Source organism: Parabacteroides sp. 20_3 (assembly GCF_964238835.1).
Lineage (GTDB): Bacteria > Bacteroidota > Bacteroidia > Bacteroidales > Tannerellaceae > Parabacteroides > Parabacteroides distasonis.
This window is the reverse complement of sequence record NZ_CAXSNO010000004.1, coordinates 287,740-305,425: the sequence shown is the minus strand read 5'-3', so window position 1 is coordinate 305,425 and position 17,686 is coordinate 287,740. Positions and strand designations below refer to the sequence as shown.

Annotated in this window: 11 protein-coding genes and 1 tRNA gene; 5 read left to right on the top strand and 7 right to left on the bottom strand. The window is 42.9% G+C overall.

The genetic code is table 11. From position 1 onward, the window contains the following. Positions 1–4 precede the first annotated feature (4 nt). Complete coding sequence (locus ACESPU_RS10440; protein ID WP_057326317.1) at positions 5–1,537, top strand: SusD/RagB family nutrient-binding outer membrane lipoprotein; 1,533 nt, start codon at positions 5–7, stop codon at positions 1,535–1,537. Positions 1,538–1,627: 90 nt separating this feature from the next. Then, complete coding sequence (locus ACESPU_RS10435; RefSeq protein WP_005867201.1) at positions 1,628–2,671, top strand: SPOR domain-containing protein; 1,044 nt, start codon at positions 1,628–1,630, stop codon at positions 2,669–2,671. A gap of 33 nt (positions 2,672–2,704) precedes the next feature. On the opposite strand, the gene ACESPU_RS10430 is transcribed toward ACESPU_RS10435, so the two are convergent. Continuing rightward, positions 2,705–2,905, bottom strand: coding sequence for an Arc family DNA-binding protein (locus ACESPU_RS10430; protein WP_005854106.1), 201 nt, complete (start codon positions 2,903–2,905; stop codon positions 2,705–2,707). A 28-nt stretch (positions 2,906–2,933) separates the two neighbouring features. After that, positions 2,934–3,884 carry an SPFH domain-containing protein gene (locus ACESPU_RS10425; protein WP_057326318.1) on the bottom strand — a complete coding sequence of 317 codons (951 nt, stop codon included), beginning with the start codon at positions 3,882–3,884 and terminating at the stop codon, positions 2,934–2,936. Between the two features lie 135 nt (positions 3,885–4,019). Here ACESPU_RS10425 and ACESPU_RS10420 point away from each other — a divergent pair, with 135 nt between their 5' ends. After that, positions 4,020–6,023: a tetratricopeptide repeat protein gene (locus ACESPU_RS10420; RefSeq protein ID WP_005867205.1), complete on the top strand. Its 2,004-nt coding sequence runs from the start codon at positions 4,020–4,022 to the stop codon at positions 6,021–6,023. Positions 6,024–6,083: 60 nt separating this feature from the next. Here ACESPU_RS10420 and ACESPU_RS10415 read toward each other — a convergent pair whose 3' ends face one another. Beyond that, positions 6,084–9,374, bottom strand: coding sequence for a carboxypeptidase regulatory-like domain-containing protein (locus ACESPU_RS10415; protein WP_008779970.1), 3,291 nt, complete (start codon positions 9,372–9,374; stop codon positions 6,084–6,086). A gap of 436 nt (positions 9,375–9,810) precedes the next feature. On the opposite strand from ACESPU_RS10415, the gene ACESPU_RS10410 reads away from it, so the two are divergent. Beyond that, entirely contained in the window at positions 9,811–13,164 is a 3,354-nt protein-coding gene (locus ACESPU_RS10410) for a TonB-dependent receptor domain-containing protein (protein WP_005867209.1), read from the top strand. Between the two features lie 81 nt (positions 13,165–13,245). Next, a complete protein-coding gene (locus tag ACESPU_RS10405; protein WP_005867211.1) occupies positions 13,246–14,451 on the top strand; it encodes an ectonucleotide pyrophosphatase/phosphodiesterase in 1,206 nt (401 codons plus the stop codon). Between the two features lie 87 nt (positions 14,452–14,538). On the opposite strand, the gene ACESPU_RS10400 is transcribed toward ACESPU_RS10405, so the two are convergent. The 4 genes from ACESPU_RS10400 to ACESPU_RS10385 form a co-directional block, all read right to left on the bottom strand. After that, complete coding sequence (locus tag ACESPU_RS10400) at positions 14,539–15,387, bottom strand: sugar phosphate isomerase/epimerase (RefSeq protein WP_158532222.1); 849 nt, start codon at positions 15,385–15,387, stop codon at positions 14,539–14,541. A 105-nt stretch (positions 15,388–15,492) separates the two neighbouring features. After that, on the bottom strand, positions 15,493–15,708 hold the full coding sequence (locus ACESPU_RS10395) for a winged helix-turn-helix domain-containing protein (protein WP_005854120.1): 216 nt from the start codon (positions 15,706–15,708) through the stop codon (positions 15,493–15,495). A gap of 126 nt (positions 15,709–15,834) precedes the next feature. Beyond that, complete coding sequence (locus ACESPU_RS10390) at positions 15,835–17,328, bottom strand: NAD-dependent epimerase/dehydratase family protein (protein ID WP_373133348.1); 1,494 nt, start codon at positions 17,326–17,328, stop codon at positions 15,835–15,837. A gap of 94 nt (positions 17,329–17,422) precedes the next feature. Next, positions 17,423–17,494: transfer RNA gene (locus tag ACESPU_RS10385), tRNA-Glu, on the bottom strand. Positions 17,495–17,686 lie beyond the last annotated feature (192 nt).

Here is a 17,686-nt window from a genome sequence, read left to right as displayed (position 1 = left end):
ACGTATGAAAATTAAAAATATATTGATATGCGGACTGGTTTTGTTGGGTATGATTGGATGTGATGATTTCGAAAGCGTAAATACAAATCCCGACTCAACTAACAAAGTAACATCTGCGATGTTGGCAACAGAACTGTTACGTGATATTACCACTTATAAAAATGGGAATGGAAAGGATTTTATCCGGGATGAATTGTTAGCTAAGTATTTGTCGTGGACAGAGGCTAATGATATAGATCTGGCATTCAATTTGTTGGGTGGAGCGAATTATGATGCTTTGAGAGATTTGCGGAATGCCTCGAAGATGATTGATTTTGCGACGAATGATGAGTTGAAAAACTCCTATACGGCATTGTCTCATTTCGTACGGGTTTTCTTTTTCTTCAATTTGACAATGCAAGTGGGGGACATACCTTATTCTGAAGCTTTAAGAGCTGAGGATGAAGAGGTGTATTTCCCGAAATATGACTCTCAAAAAGATGTTTTTCTCGGGTTATTGAATGAATTGGATGAGGCGGACCGTCTCTTTAGTGCTGGCACTAATTTTGAGGGTGATTATATTTATGGAGGGGATGTGACGAAATGGCGTAAGGCTGTGAATGTTATGCAATTGAAGTTGCTTCTTAATTTGTATAAAAAGGTCGATGATCCGGATTTAAAGGTTCGGGAAAGAATCAATGAGATTATCAATAACAGACCTGTTTTTGAGTCGAGTGCGGATAATTTCCAAGTTGTGTACTCTAATAAGGCTGGACAGAAATATCCTTATTTTAAGGAAATTAATAGTTTTGTGAATAATGACAGGATGACTAATCTTTTTGTTGATAAATTGAAAGCCTTGAAAGATTATCGTTTATTTTATTATGCGAAACCGACACCGAGCTCAGAAGAGGCCAAGTTGGATCCCTCGGAATGGGATGCTTATGGTGGAGTTGACCCGACCTTACCGGAGTCTGAGATCTTGACTTTTGTGAGTGGGGGAACTGTTTCTCAAATAAATGATCGCTACGAGGAACTGCCGGAGGGCGAGCCTGTATTTTTCTTGAGTTATCAAGAACAAAATTTTATACTGGCTGAGATGGCTCTGAGAGGTTTTATCTCAAAAAGTCCCAAAGAGTATTATGAGGAAGGCGTTCGTTCTTCAATGCGGTTTGTGGCGGATAATACACCCGATGATGTTATGTTCCATCATAATCGAAAAATAACAGATGCCTATATTCAAGAATATCTCGGAAACCAAGGCGTTAAATTCGCTAGTGATTTTCAAGAACAGTTGAGTCAGATTATTTGGCAAAAGTACATATTGACGTTTCTTCAAACACCTTACAATGCTTTCTTTGAATATCGTAGGACAGGTGTACCGAATATTCCGATAAATCCGAAATCGAATAGGAATATACCTTCTGATAAAATGCCGTTAAGATGGATGTATCCATCGGAAGAGTTGGATTACAATATGGATAATGTCTCAAAATCAATTAGCGACCAGTATGGAGGGTCGGATGACTATATGGGTGTCATGTGGATTTTGAAATGAGAATGTCATGCATATAATTTTCCGGGTCATTTCAAAGGAAAAAAGTGCTCTTTTTTTGTTATTTCTATAAAGATATTTACCTTTGTCTCTATGTTAAGGATAATAACACATATTGAACGCTTGTTGCTGACGCACGATTGTGTGATCTTGCCGAAGTTTGGTGGTTTCGTGCTGCAAACTTTGCCGGCGACGTATCAGGAAGAGGAACATTTGTTCCGGCCGATGCGTAAAGAGGTTATGTTTAATGTCACGCTACAGCATACAGACGGCTTGCTCTCCGAGTCATATATGCAGACGTATGGCGTTGATTACCGGAAAGCTCAGTTGATGCTGGAAGAGGATATCGAGGCTTTGAATGTTTCTTTGGAACAAGACAAGCGGATAACATTGGGGCGAATCGGGACTTTCTCTATAGGAGAGGAAGGGCAGACCATTTTTACGCCGGGCGATTCTGGGGTATTCAATGCGGATTCGTATGGTTTACCATCGTTTCATTTTCCGGTTTTGCGATCATTGGAGGAGGAGCGGGAAGAGGTTGCTTTACTTGCGGGTAAGAAAAAGAAAGATGTGTTCTATATCCCGGTTAGTCGTAAGTTGATCCGGGTTGTCGCGGCATCAGCTGCTGCTGTCGCATTATTCTTTGTGGTTTCAACTCCGGTGAAAGAAGTAAACCTGTCCGCTTATACAGCTAGTTTTGTTCCTACGGAGATGATAAATTATAGGTTCGAGGAACCTATTTCTCAGCCGGAGGAAATTCAAATATCTCAAGTGGACGAGATGGTAGCGGAGGTAACTCCCAAAATAGAAGCGACTAAGGAGACTGAGATTGCCAAAGCGCCTTCTGCCCCTGAGGTAAGGAAAGAAGTCGCTGTCCCCGCTCCGAAAGCGGAACTCGTGGCGACGAAAAAGATGTATCATATCGTAATAGCGAGTTTCCCGACAGAGGAGCAGGCGAATGAGTATATATCCGGTGTAGACCGCACGCAATGTAAGAATGTAAGCAAGGTGGTTCGTGATGGTAAATATCGTATTTATGCGGATAAGTTTAATAACCGGGCGGATGCCGAGAGCTACATGGCGACACTTCGAAAAATAGAAAAGTATAAAGATGCTTGGCTGTTCATTAGCCGTTAATAAAAAAGCCTGATCGAAAGATCAGGCTTTTTTTTATGACTTGTCGTCGTTTTGTGGCCGGGGCAGTCTTTTCTTCTTCAACCGTCCTGCCTTTCGTAAGGCTTGGTCCAGAATGTACTGGATTTGGCCATTGGTGCTGCGAAATTCGTCCGCAGCCCAAGCTTCGATAGCTTCCATCATATCAGCGTCCACCCGAAGGATGAAGCTTTTGACAGTATTATCTTTTTTGGCCATATACTAGTATTAATATTAAATTCTTACATTAATGATGTAGGGTCCCGGTATTTACGACAGGTTGCGCTGCCTCGTCAGCGCAAAGGACCACCAACAGGTTGCTAACCATCGCAGCCTTCCGTTCCTCATCCAATTCCACAACATTGTCTTGATCCAGTTTGTTCAAGGCGAGTCGAACCATGCTGACCGCTCCCTCCACGATCCGTTCTCTTGCGGCGATAATGGCTTCCGCTTGCTGGCGGCGTAACATGACTCCGGCGATCTCGGAAGCATACGCTAAGTAATTGATACGAGCTTCCAATACCTCAATGCCTGCTATCGCCAAACGACTGTTTAATTCCTCTTCCAGTTTTTGAGCGACCTCCCCGTCATCGGATCGTAAGGTGACGGGATCTTTGCTCTCGTTATAATCATAGGCATACATGCCAGCTATCTTACGGATGGCGGCGTCACTTTGTATCTGCACGAAATTCTCATAATTCTGCATTCGTTGGGATAATTCAGAGGATTCTCCCAGTGATATGAATGATTTATTCGAGGAGATACTAATGGACGAAGAATCGATGTCGAACATCGCTTTATAAGTATCCTTGACTTTCCATACCATCACGGCCCCGATCATAACCGGATTACCGACCTTATCGTTAACCTTGATAGGAGGGACATCTAAGTTACGGGCACGTAACGTGATTTTCTTTTTGCTGTAAAGTGGATTGACCCAGAAAAATCCGTTATCAGTAATTGTCCCTTTATATTTTCCGAAAAAGAGCATTACTCGGGCATTGTTGGGCTCGATTTCCATGAATCCCAATAAACAAACCACTAACAGGCAGAGTCCGACGATGCCGGTGATTACGCTCCAAGTCTCGTTGGTGCCTGCGATTAAATAGCAGCAGAGACCCGATAGAGCTAATAGGAGAAAAAGGGCAATAAACCCCGAGATTCTCAGTCCGTTGAATGTCTTTTCGGTTGCTTTCATGATGATTTGTTTTTGATATTAATTTGATATCACAAAATAAGTGATTTTTATGGAGACTGCCAAATATTTTGAGGGATATTATTAGAGTGATCTGTAAATATTTTCATAGCTTTGTCTCATCTAAAAATTATATACTTGGACTTTCAGTTAGACACGAACAATAAGGAGTTTCAGGATGCCTTGCAACTGATCACCCACACTCGCCAGTCTGTTTTCCTGACAGGGAAAGCAGGGACCGGCAAGTCTACTTTTTTGAAGTATATTTGCAATCATACGAAGAAAAAGTATGTGGTGCTGGCTCCTACCGGAATAGCGGCCATAAATGCGGGCGGCGTTACCTTGCATTCCTTTTTCAAGCTCCCTTTTCGGCCGATGTTGCCGGATGATCCGGATTTAAGTTTGTCTCATGGTCGTATCTTTGAGTTTTTTAAGTATCCGAAGGAGAAACGGAAAATTATCGCGGAGGTCGATTTGATCATCATTGACGAGATATCGATGGTGAGGGCGGATATTATTGATTGTGTAGATCGTATCTTGAGGGTCTATTCCGGTAATATGCGATTGCCTTTTGGCGGAAAGCAGCTATTGTTCGTGGGAGATGTCTTCCAGTTGGAACCGGTTGTTCCGTCGGATCAAAAAGAGATATTGAGTTTGTTCTATGCGAGCCCTTTCTTTTTCTCGGCTCGTGTGTTCAAGGACATTAATTTAGTGCCGATCGAGTTGCAAAAAGTGTATCGCCAGACCGATTCTGTTTTTATCAATATATTGGATCGGATTCGTAATAATGCCGCTAGAAAACAGGAGTTGGATACGTTGAACGGTCGTTATTTTCCGTCTTTCGAGCCTCAGAATGAGGATATGTATATCACGTTGGCCACTCGCCGGGATCAGGTTGATTTTATCAATGAGAAGAAGTTGGCCGAGCTTCCCGGAGAAGAGTACGTCTCCGTGGGAAAGATCGAGGGGGATTTTCCGGAATCCTCACTACCTACCCAGCTGAATTTATCCATCAAGGAACAGGCGCAGGTTATTTTTATCGATAATGATTATGAGCGTCGTTGGGTGAACGGGACGATCGGTATGGTATCGGGTATCGATGAGAATGGAAATGTTTATGTCTTGCTGGAGAGCGGTGTAGAACATTTGGTCGAACCTACCTCATGGCGAAATTATAAATACAAATATAACGAGAAAGAGAAACGGATCGAGGAAGAGATTGTCGGTACGTTCGAACAATTGCCGATTCGTTTGGCTTGGGCGATCACGGTGCATAAGAGTCAAGGCTTGACTTTTAGCCGGGTGGTAGTTGATTTGACCGGAGGGGTATTTGCCGGGGGACAAACCTATGTGGCGTTGAGTCGTTGTACTTCATTGGAAGGATTGGTGCTAAAAAGCAAGATCTCTTCCCGGGATATCTTTATCCGGAAAGAGATCGTAGAATTCAGCCAAATATTCAATAACCAAGCATTAATAGAGAAAAGTATCAAAGAGAGCGAGGCGGAATTGCAATATGGTCGGGCGGCTCAGGGTTTTCGGCAGGGTAATATGAAAGAGGCGGTCGAGGCTTTTGCCGCCGCCGTATCTAAACGGAATGAATTGGATAATCCGATGGTACAACGGCTGCTTCGTTTGAAATTGCAAGCCTTGAATAGTCAAAAGGCACAGATTAAGGCTCTGAGGGAAGAATTGCATTCGCTTCGTGAGACCCAGAAAGAGTATGCACATGAATATTACTTGATGGGTAACGAGTGCATAACGAAGGCCCATGACGCGAATGCCGCTATTCGTTGTTTTGATAAAGCCTTGAATTTGAATCCGAATTATGTGGAAGCTTGGGTACGCAAAGGGGTTACTTTATTGGATATAGGTGAGGACTACGACGCTCAGGTTTGTTTAAACAAAGCGGTAAAATTAAGTCCGAAATCTTTTAAGGCCCGCTATAACCGTGGAAAATGCCTATTGAAGCTCAAATATTACGATGAAGCTATTCTGGATTTCCAGCAGGCGGTAAGTATCAAACCTAAACATGCGGCTTCCCACGAATATCTGGCGGAGGGTTTCCGGGCGATCGGAGAGGACGAATTAGCCCAGCGGCATCAAGATATAGCGGATGCCTTGCGAGGAGGAGAGGATATATGATGAAATAGAAAAGGCGGGAAAATTTGTTCCCCGCCTTTTTTATGGAGTTATATCTCTTGATTAATTAAAGATGTAACGGATACCAACCTGCATTTTCCAGCATTCAGTATAGATACGGTTATAAGAATAAGTCTCGGTCGGATATTCACCATTGATCTTATACATGGAGAAAATTGGAGTCTTATTATCATCCATACCTTCATATTTCAAGATACGGCAACCGTTGGAAGAAGATGCGTTCTTCATTACACCCCATTTCGAGTTGATCATATTACCGATATTCATGAAATCAAGGCTCAATTGGAAATGATGTTCGGTTTTACCTGCCTTGAATGAGAAATCTTCCGTTATACGAAGGTCGAAACGATGTACCCAAGGTGCACGTGCGGCATAAGCCTCAGCGTATTCTCCCTTGTGATTCTTTAAATAAGAATCTTGGTCTACGAAGTTCCAGAAAGCGGTTCTATCTGCTTCATTCTTGAATTTGATTTCACTATCATCTTTCGGGATATACATCATATCATTATTGATACCGTCACCATTCATATCATTTGTATAAGCGAAGCTATATCCGGAAGCGGAATAACCGGAATAGAACAGATTTAAGCTTGTTTTTCTGAGCAGACCTTTATGGCGGAAGGGCAGATTATAATTGACCGCTGCGATTACCTTGTCGGGCACTACATACCGTGAACGTTGTACGGTCGCGAAATTCGGTCCGTCTATCGTTAACATTCCCTGCCATGTAGATACAGGGTCGCTACCCGGAAGACCGGAAATTTCTTTGGATTCCGTGTGCGTATAAGCCAACATCATGTTCAAATCCTCTACGGGTTGAGCGTTAATCGTAACATTGGCGGTATAACCATGTCCTTTGGATGTGTTAGTTAATACAACCGCATTCTTACCGGATACATACGTATAATCAGATGGATAAATCAAACGGTTATCCGCTCCGTTAAAATGTTCCCAATTAGACGGGTCCTTGATGTTGATATTCTCAAGGGTTACGGCATTGATGTTCTTGTTATAGATGAACTCGCCGGTTACGGATAATGGGAAGGAAGTTGGGAGCTGATAATCTACAGCCAAGGAGGTTTTCCATATTTGTGGCATCTTGAAGTTGTCCTTTACGCCAGATATCTTAGAACCGGCAACCGGATTCTCTATCGTGGTAGGAAGGCCGAATTTCTTGATCGCATCGTCTACATTCGTAATCATGCCGCCAGCCAGTTGATCCAGACGGGAATCATGACTTACCGCAATTCCATTCTCATATTTTGTGCCGAATACTACGGCATTTTGTACCATATTCGAGTTTGTCGGCATATTCGTAAAGAATACCAAGGGTAAACGTCCGGTAAATATACCTGTACCACCACGTACTTTTAAGGAATTATCCTTGAACACATCCCAAACGAAACCTACACGAGGGGATATTTGCATTCTAGACTTAGGCCATTTGCCGGTGTCGATATGTTTGCCTCCGAAATCAAGATCGTAGATTGCGTCGTTTCTTTGAAGATCGCTATTGTCGAAAATTAAATCATCGAAACGTATACCATAAGTTAACTTCACGTTCGGGCGAATGTTCCACTCATCCTGTGCGTAGAATCCGATCTGGTTAAAAGTAACCTGAGCTTTCGGGTCGGAAACACCGTTGTAACCGTATGTCCATGCGAACGTTTCAGGAGCGGCACCGTTCAAGAAATCATCTAAGCTGCTGTAACGATAATATCCCGTGCCGTTGCGCATATAAGCATTGCTAGCAAGTTGGTGCTCGAAACTGATACCAGCTGTGATCTTATGGTCGCCGGCAAAGTAAGTGAAGTTATCGATAACACTTGTGATCTTGTTCTTCACGCCGTTGTTGTAAGTAAATAATTCATATCCGGCACTCATATAAGGCTCCATGATTTGGTTACCTTCCGCATCTTTACCTGCCAAGATATCAATGAAGGGGAAAGGGGAAGAGTTGGTTCCGCGCATATCCTCGATATCCGTATAAGTGAAAAGTAACTGATTGGAAATCTTATCAGAGAAGCGACTGTTCAAATCAGCGGATACGGAAGACACTTTATTGTCTTGGGAATACATGCTGTTGGCAAAAGACATGGATTGGTAACCTACACGGCTTGTATTATACAGACGAGAGCCGGAACCACCATCCATAGAGTTAGCGTTGGGAGCGTTCCATGCGGTATTCTTTGTATAGTTGTACCGTACGCTCAATTTATGGCCATTCGTGATATTCCAGTCGATACGACCTAGCAATTTCAAATTCTTTTCGTCTGCGGGGAAGTTCGTGGCTGATCCTGTATCATAACCATATTTATCTCTTAAGAAATCGGATACCTTTTGCATGTCGGAGAGTGTAGTGCGAGATATGTAGTTATTCTCGTCCGGTTGCTCTCCTTCAGTACGAGCTCTCCATTTGATCACTTGTTGCGGTTGTTTTTCCACTTCTACATTGGCGAAGAAGAATAATTTATTCTTGATGATTGGACCGCCGAACGTAGCTCCGTAAATCGTTTTGGATTCCTTAGCACGTGCGCCCAAGTCTTCTCCATCGATTGAGTTTCCTCGCATATTCTGGTTCTGGAAGTAAGTGTAAGCGGAACCTTTGAATGTGTTTGTTCCGGATTTGGTGATAGCGTTGATACCGCCACCAATGAAGTTTGTCTGGCGGACATCGAACGGGGCGATTACCACTTGTACTTCCTCGATAGCGTCCATAGAGATCGGGTTACCGCCTCCGGGAAGATTATCCGAAAGGCCGAAGTTGTTATTAAAGTTCGCTCCATCTACCGTAAAGTTCGTGGAACGGCCATCGCCACCGGCAAAACTCATGTCGGAGGCATAAGGAGAAAGGCGTGCGATATCGGAGATACTACGGTTAATGGTGGGTAAAGAGGTGATCTGTGACGAGGAGATATTGGTTGTCGCACCCGTCTTTTCCGTATTGAACTTCGTTTTCGCCGCTGTGATTACGATCTCGTCCAAGGTCTCGGAAGATTCTTTCAACTTAACATTCAAGTTGTAGTTCTCTCCCAATTGCAGGGTAATGCCGGAATAAACGGCAGATTGATAACCAACGTAAGAGATCGTAACTTTGTATGGACCTCCTGTACGCATACCTTGTAAGGAAAAGCGTCCGTCAACGTTCGTGATCGTACCATAATTTGTCCCAGAAGGTTCGTGAACCGCCAAAACGGTCGCACCAATAACGGGTTCATCTTGAAACATAACTGTTCCACTCATACTGGCTGTTGTTACCTGCGCTTGTGTCGGGATGACAAACAAGAAACTCAGTACAGCTAAAAGGAATAGCGTCTGTAAATGTCTGCTCATAATTTAAAATAGTTAATGTAATAAAAACTTTCGCAAAGTTATGGGTTATTTTTTAATATCATTGTATGTTTCTTATTTAATACTTGTTTCATATTCATGAAGTTGCTGTGACGGGGCGGAATTGAGTAATGTCCTTATTCGGAGATGGATGGCTTGTATTGGCAAAACAAGAAGGTTCTTTATGAAATTTTTAATTTGATGATTCTTAACTAACATTCCCTGTTGGGCGGTGATTTAAAAGAATTATAGACGCTTTTCCTGCATATTGTTGGATTATGGATGTGATTGGTTGAAAATAATAATCTGGAGATCTGTGTGAGGAATGTTAATGCTATGAATATTATATATAGTTTGTGACAAAAAGAGATATCTAATCCCTATCTTTGCGGCGATATACAAAAATGTTATAATTATTTTAAATATAAATACTTCTTGTATGAGGAAAACTTATCTACTTTTAACGTTACTTTTGTTGTGCGTGGGAATATCCATACATGCTCAGGTGACGACGGCGAGTATGAGTGGTAAAGTCACGGATACATCATCGGAAGCGATGATCGGAGTGAATATCAAGGCTACGCATACGCCAACGGGTACCGAATACTACACGATTACCCAGCCGAATGGTTCTTATTCTTTTAACAACCTTCGTATCGGAGGCCCTTATGTGGTAGAGTTCTCTTATATTGGATACAATACGGAGAGCCGGACAGGAATAAACTTGGTTTTGGGTGAGGATCTGAAACTGAATGTAGTAATGCGGGAAGATACCCAAGCTCTCGACGAGGTAGTCGTGGTTGCGGATAAGAACCCCATTATTTCAGGAAGCCGTACAGGTGCGCAGGAAATCATCACTCGTGAGAAGATGGATAAGCTGCCTACGATTAACCGTTCTTTGGACGATTTCGTGAAATTAACTCCGATGAGTAGCGGTAAGAATTTTGGCGGTGTCTCTTACCGTTTTAATAATGTAACGGTGGACGGTGCCTCCTTTAATAACTCGTTTGGTCTGGCTTCTGCTCTTGGAGCTTCCGGTACGGAACCGATTTCTTTGGAGGCGCTCGAGCAGGTACAGGTGATGATCGCTCCTTTTGATGTTCGAAATGGAGGATTCACGGGTGCGGGTATTAACTCCGTAACGAAATCCGGTTCGAATGAGTTTCATGCTTCTGTATATATGTACACGAAGAGTCCGTCTATGATGGGATATCGTGTGAAGGATGAGACGATTGGTGTTTCAGAGTTCTCTAATCACCAATACGGTATCAGTTTATCCGGTCCGATCATTAAGAATAAGTTATTCTTCTTCATCAATGGTGAGATGGATCGCCAGGAGGAACCGATTTCTTATACGACCGCTAATTCTGCGGCGGATGCGACAGTCTTGCAGGGTTTATCTGATTTCTTAGGTGATGAGCTTGGGTATAATCCGGGTAAATTCGACGTGAATAAGACAAATACTCAAGCGGATCGAATCACGGCTCGTTTAGACTGGAATATCAACTCAAATAATGTGTTGAGCTTAAAATATTATTATTTGAAATCGTTTAATACGAATAACCCTTCTACTTCCGGTGCGCCGAATAACGGACGTGGACCGAATGCGTTCGCTATTCCGTTCTCTTCTTCTTTCTACCGGACGAATAATAACTTCAATATTTGGATGGCCGACTTGAATACGACCATTAATGACCGTATGTCTAACTATTTGAAGATCGGTTATTCCCGTTTGCGTGATTATCGCGATATGGATGGCGGTTACTTCCCGCAAGTGGATATCTTGGATGGTGGTAACAATGCTTATACAACTTTCGGAACCGAGGCAAACTCCTATAATAACCAGTTGAACACTGATATCTGGCAGATACAGGATAACTTCTTGATGAATTTTGGCAAACATCAGATTACGGTTGGAACGCAAAGTGACTATCGTGCCTTTAAGAATGGTTTCGCTCAAAACTATCCGGGTTCTTGGGTGTTTAATTCTGTCGATGATTTCAAGTTCAACGTATTGGCTACAAAACAATACATGGCCGCTCATAACGGAAGTGTACAAGGATTTGATATCCGTGAGTTTAATCCGAAAGATTTTGGATTTGGTTCCAATGTGACGGGTATAACGAACTCTTCTTCTACGGGGTATCAATACTATGCGCAAAGATATTCGATGACGGATGATTTTCCATTCGCTGAGATAAATGTATTCCAGTTAGGTTTGTATGCCCAAGATAAGTGGACGGTAAGTGATAAATTGAACTTGACGTTAGGTTTACGTATCGATGTTCCGTTCTTTATGACTGATTTGCAGTCGAATGATAAAGTCGCCGCCGAGACCTATCGGGATGGCATCAAGATCGATGTTTCTAAATATCCGAACGCCAAACCTCAGTTTTCTCCTCGATTCGGTTTTAACTACAAACCGTTTGACGATGAGAATGGAAGCTTACAGATACGTGGTGGTACGGGACTCTTCACGGGTACTCCTCCTTATGTATGGATCAGTAATCAAGCCGGCAATAATGGTGTTCTGTTTGGTGACCTAAATGTTCGGGCGGTAAAGGATAAAAATGACAATATCATTAGCGACGGCAGACCTTCACTAGGTTTCACCGGAAATATGGATACTTATAAACCGGCTGAAGGTAGCGCTACACGTTCGGATATAGCGATTACGGATCCGGACTTTAAATATCCGAGCTTATGGAAAAGTAATATCGCTGCTGATTATAAGTTTGGTGATGGTTGGGTCGCTACCGTAGAGTTGCTGTATTCAAAAGACATTAACGCTATTTATCATGACAATATCGGATTGTATCGGACCGAGCAATTTGTAAATGACGGTGGAGCGGGTAATGCACGTCCATATTATAATGGCTATTATAGCGATAGAGAAGGAAATCAAAAGGCTGCGAATCATGTCGTGATGCTGCGTAATACCAGCAAAGGACATTCGCTTTATACGACCTTCCAGTTGCAGAAAAACTTTGTTGATGGAATCCTGAAGGGATTGTATTTGAATGGATCTTACTCTTTCGGGCAGTCTAGAGGTGTAACAGACGGAACATCGTCTGTGGCGACTTCCGCTTGGAAGTACCGTGCGGCCTTGGACGGAAATGCGGAAGAAGTAGGTTATACGGCAGGTTCTTTTGATGGTCGTTTGTTATTGTCCGCTTCTTATACGGCTAACTGGAGTAAATATGCGGCAACAAGTTTTGGTTTGATTTATCAGCGTTATCGTCCGTTCCGTTATTCTTATTGTTATAATGGTGATGCGAATGGCGATTCTCAGTTCTCCAATGACTTGATGTATATCCCTGCGAATTTTGACGAGGTAAAAGATCATTTGTTACCGGGCGATTTCGATAGCCAAGAAGATGCATGGAAAGCGATGAATGCCTTTATCGAGCAAGATCCTTATTTGAGCAAACATAGAGGTGAGTATGCCGAACGTAACGGTGCTGTCGCTCCATTTGCGAATCAATTGGATTTGAGCGTTTCTCATGATATAAAGATTTACCAGAAGAATGGTCGCTCACATACTTTGCGCTTTAGTTTCAATATCGCTAACTTCTTGAATTTGTTGAATCGTAATTGGGGTGTGGTACAAACAACCGTTTTGGGTAATCAGCAATATCAGTTCTTGACGATCCCGAAAGGACAAGGCCCGAGTGCGGCGAACAACTATACGTTGAAGTATACGATGGCGAAAGATTTGGACGAAACCTTCAAGGATAATTTGAACGATGTGTCTCGTTGGCAGATGCAATTCGGTATCAAGTATATCTTCTAAAAGAAAAATCTTTCATTAGATAAAATTTAATAATTAGAAGAGGTTCACTATCTTTGTGGACCTCTTTTTTAATTTAATGATATGTGGAATAATCGTATTGAGTTCTTACTCGTTAGTTTCTTTTGTATTTGTTCATTGGCTTTTACCGGTTGCCAAACGAAAAAACAATCGGATCGTTATGTCGTAGTTTTATCAATGGACGGTTTCCGCTCTGATTATCCGTCACGTGCTCATACTCCGACGTTGGATTCTTTGGCGAATGTGGGGGTTCGCTCCACGTTTCGCCCGTGTTATCCCAGCGTGACTTTCCCGAATCATTATAGCATGGCTACCGGATTGCATCCGGATCACCATGGTTTGGTAAATAATTTCTTTTATGACGCGGAGCTTGATAGCTCATACCGGATGGGAAATCTTGATCCGCAATTTTATGGTGGAGAACCTATTTGGAATACGGCGGAACGCCAAGGGGTTCGTACCGCCTCGTTCTATTGGGTAGGTAGTGAGGTGCCTTTAGAGAGTGGTCAGCCTTCAATATGGAAGCCGTTTGATAAATCGGTTCCTTTTTCAGATCGTGCTGATTCCGTGATATCTTGGCTGAAGTTGCCGGAAGATGTGCGTCCTCATTTGATTATGTGGTATATGGAAGAACCGGATGCGATAGGTCATTCCGCTACCCCGGATTCGTCGGCGACCTTGGATGTGGTGGAGAACTTGGATAAAGTCTTGAATCATTTCTTCACGGAAGCCCGTCAGTTGGATATTTTCGATAAGATCGATTTTATCGTTCTTTCGGATCATGGAATGGCCACCTATTATCCCGAGAAATATGTGAACTTGAATGATTATCTACCCCGGGATAGTTTCGATTGTGTTTTTGATGGCGTTCCTACATTATTGTATCCCAAGAAAACCTATGTGGATACTGCCTATGCGATTTTACAGAAAGTGCCGAATATAACCGTATGGAAGAAAAACGAGATTCCTGAGAAATTTGTTTACGGAAAGAATCCTCGAGTTAGTGACTTAGTTGTTTCTCCACATATTGGAACGTATGTAGAATTCCGAGAGAAATCATCTCCCCGTTATGCGGCGACACATGGTTACGATAATTTTACGCCGGAGATGGAGGCCATATTCTATGCGGCAGGTCCCTCGTTCAAGAGACATGCGGAGGTCCCGCAAATGGCGAACGTGAACCTTTACTTGATGATTGCCCGTTTATTGAATATACAACCTGCTCCGAATGACGGGGATAGCGCTGTCGTTCAGCAGCTATTTAAATGATAAGATTAATGCTACCATCTCATTTGACATGACATTACTGCAACCGCCGTGCGGTAATACTGCGGCGGTCTTGCGGTAATTGATGCTTTATTGATATTCGCGTGCCATCTTACGCATGAAGGCGAGACTGCCTTTGGCTAAGGCATCGGCATTGTATTTAGACGGACGCCACAAAGATACGGCTTCCGCCATACCGGGAACAGAATTGGAGAAATTCTCCAAAACTAAATTACCATTGAAATCGATTTCCTGTAGTCCCCGGAACAAATCATCCCAGCGTACGTTTCCCTCACCCAGCATTCCCCGGTCACTTTCGGTCATGTGAATATGGCGAAGCCGGTTGCCAGCCGCAATAACCGGTTCATAAAAACTCGTCTCTTCTATATTCATATGGAAAGTATCCAGATGCAAAGACAAATTCGGTGCGTTTACGCGTTTGATAAAGCGCAGGACTTCCTCCGCAGAGGTACACATATAACTTTCATAGCGATTGATCGGCTCGATACCGATCGTGATTCCAGATCGGGCGGCGTATTCGGCAACCTCTGCCCATACCTCACAAAGTGTATTTTCTTCTTCTTGTGTTCGCTGTTTGCCGGAAAAGACCCCGATGCCGGAATGTAAGACACCTCCCAAGTAATCAACCTCCAGTTCGCTCGCTTTATCCAGTGCCTCCTTGATCAGACAAGTCGCTTTCTTGGGATAAAAAGGAATATGCGCTTCTTTGGGAAGATTGAGAGAACAAGTCGCCTTCAATCCGTGTTGTTTCAATTGTCGCTTTACGGTTGGAGCATCGAACTCCATGGAAGGAGGCAATAAAATTTCCAGTAAATCAAAACCGGCGGCAGATGCTTGCTGGATAGCGAAAAGACCGGCTTCTGGTGTCCACATAGGTGGTATCCAAGAAAGAATGGAAGCTCCGAAAGTAGGATTCATAATCGTATTGTTTTTATTTCGTTAGGGTTACAAAGTAAGTGTTTTTTTGAAGATTTCATTGCGAAGAAAGTGAAATCCTTCGCAATGAAATATCATAAATGTCATTTAAAAATAAAAGTTGGTACCCGGACAGAAGATAGGGTGGCTGCTGGTATTATCAATTTCAATCTTATTTTCTCTAGCGAGCCAACCGATAGCGGACCATAGATCCGCATCTGTTAGAGCGGATTTTGCTCTCAACGCCTCAAAACTCCAATGTTGGCCATCTGAAAGCAAATTCCAGATAGCTCCTGCATTTAATCCGATCGATCCTTTTGTCATGATAAAATCTGTTTTTATGTTTATGGTATATAGTGCTTATATTGTTATAACAGATAATATCCGGTAAAAGTATGTTGCGTTGAGATAAATAATCTAAAAAACAAAAATCTCTTGATGCGTTGAATTTTATTCCTTGAAGTCAGTGAATATGGATTCATCATATACATTGTGTTCCTTTTTATCGTGGAATGGATACCATACTTGGGCAAAGAATGGATTTCCTTTAGCGATCTCGTCGTAATTCCAAGGGAGAGGTAAACATTCCGGGCACCAATGGCCTCCTAATAATACTAATGTGGGAGAGGCCTTAAAACGGTGACCGAATTGGCATTCCCAATCGAGTGGAGTCGATAAATCTCCTTTTGTCATGGCCGGTGACAAGCATTTTCCTCCCCTGAATTCCGCGGCTTTACGCATATCCTCGATATCCCATTCCGATTTAGGCTTACTTTCATCATAACCATGATCCAGAAAGACGGGTGTTTCGGAGGGGCGTTCTGTCCGGATCTTATCCCAACCCGGGATTGCTAGCCAATCCTCATACGAGCCAAAATATGCGGATATACGATCTTGGTGTCTGTTCTTGATCCAGTTACGAGTTCCCAGTCCCGGCTTTTTAGCGATGGCTCCCATACCCAGTTTTATGAAGATAGGAGGGACGATCTTTGCTAGGTGGAAATACCAAGGGACTTGGCTGGCCATCCATTTAAAATAATCGTCGCAAGTTTGGTTACTGCGGAAATGCAGATATCCTTCCAATAGATCTGAATCGGTATACCATTGTCCGTGGAAATTACGGATAGCGAACCAGTTCGGTTCGAATATTTTCTCTGGGGCGGGACAGCCAATCGCTTTTAACAATTTACTCTCAAACTCATAATTCGTCAGGCGGAAAGACGGGCCGCTACTAATATTATAGAAACGGTTCCAAAACTCATCCGGCACCTCCTCCTCGCATACATTCGCTAGTAAGCGACCGGAATCCTCGGCGGTAGCCCATTCCAGCACGCCGTCTAGCGGTACGTGGAATGTGATTGGGTCCGAACCTTTGAATAATAATTCGGGGCATAAGATACCGGTTTGGCGAAGGCACGCCCAATGTTTAATACCCGACTCCACGAAAATACGTTCGGCTATTGTCTTTGAGATGGCATAATGATCATAGACACTTATATTGATCGGATCTCCCGTACGTCCCCAATGAACAGGTGCGTTACGGTGGCCGGTTTGCGCCACGGAGCCGATATAGACTACCTTGATCCGGTCAGAGTTCGGTTGTGCTTTTACGGCATCCACGATATATTGGGCGGCGGTCGTGTTTACTTTCAAGGTTTTTTTAGGGAAATAATCCGCTGCCGGGGAAACCATTCCACCTACATGCAATACGTAGTCCGCCCCCATTACTCCATTTAAGACATCTTGATAATTTGTCAAGTCTCCCCAAACGATACGGATCCCTGCCATGGCCTCATATGCGGCTAATTTCTCTTTATTGATTTTGCTTGGACGAGCCAAAAGTGTTATATTAAAACGATCTAGCCGCTTGGACAACTCGACCAATCCGGCATGTCCCATCGTCCCGGTGGCTCCGGTCAGAAAGACGGTCTTTTTACTTTTCATGATATAATTTAGTGTATAATAAAAGACTTAGGATACTATCGGGTAGCGAAGGTATATAAAAAAAAACTCCCAACCAATAGATTGAGAGCTTTTGTAGTGGATACGAGAATCGAACTCGTATTACATGCGTGAGAGGCATGTGTCCTAACCGTTAGACGAATCCACCATTTAGGTGTCATTGTTTTTGTTTGACGATGCAAAGGTAGATATATTTTTTAATTCTGCAATAGTTGAACCGAGTTTTTTTGAAGAAAAAGTGTGTTTTTTATCAAAATGCCAAGAAAACGGGGAGAATACCACTAAAAGGCGTTAAAAGTAGTTGCGATTTCATTGTTTTTTCATTGTCGGTACTGTTTAT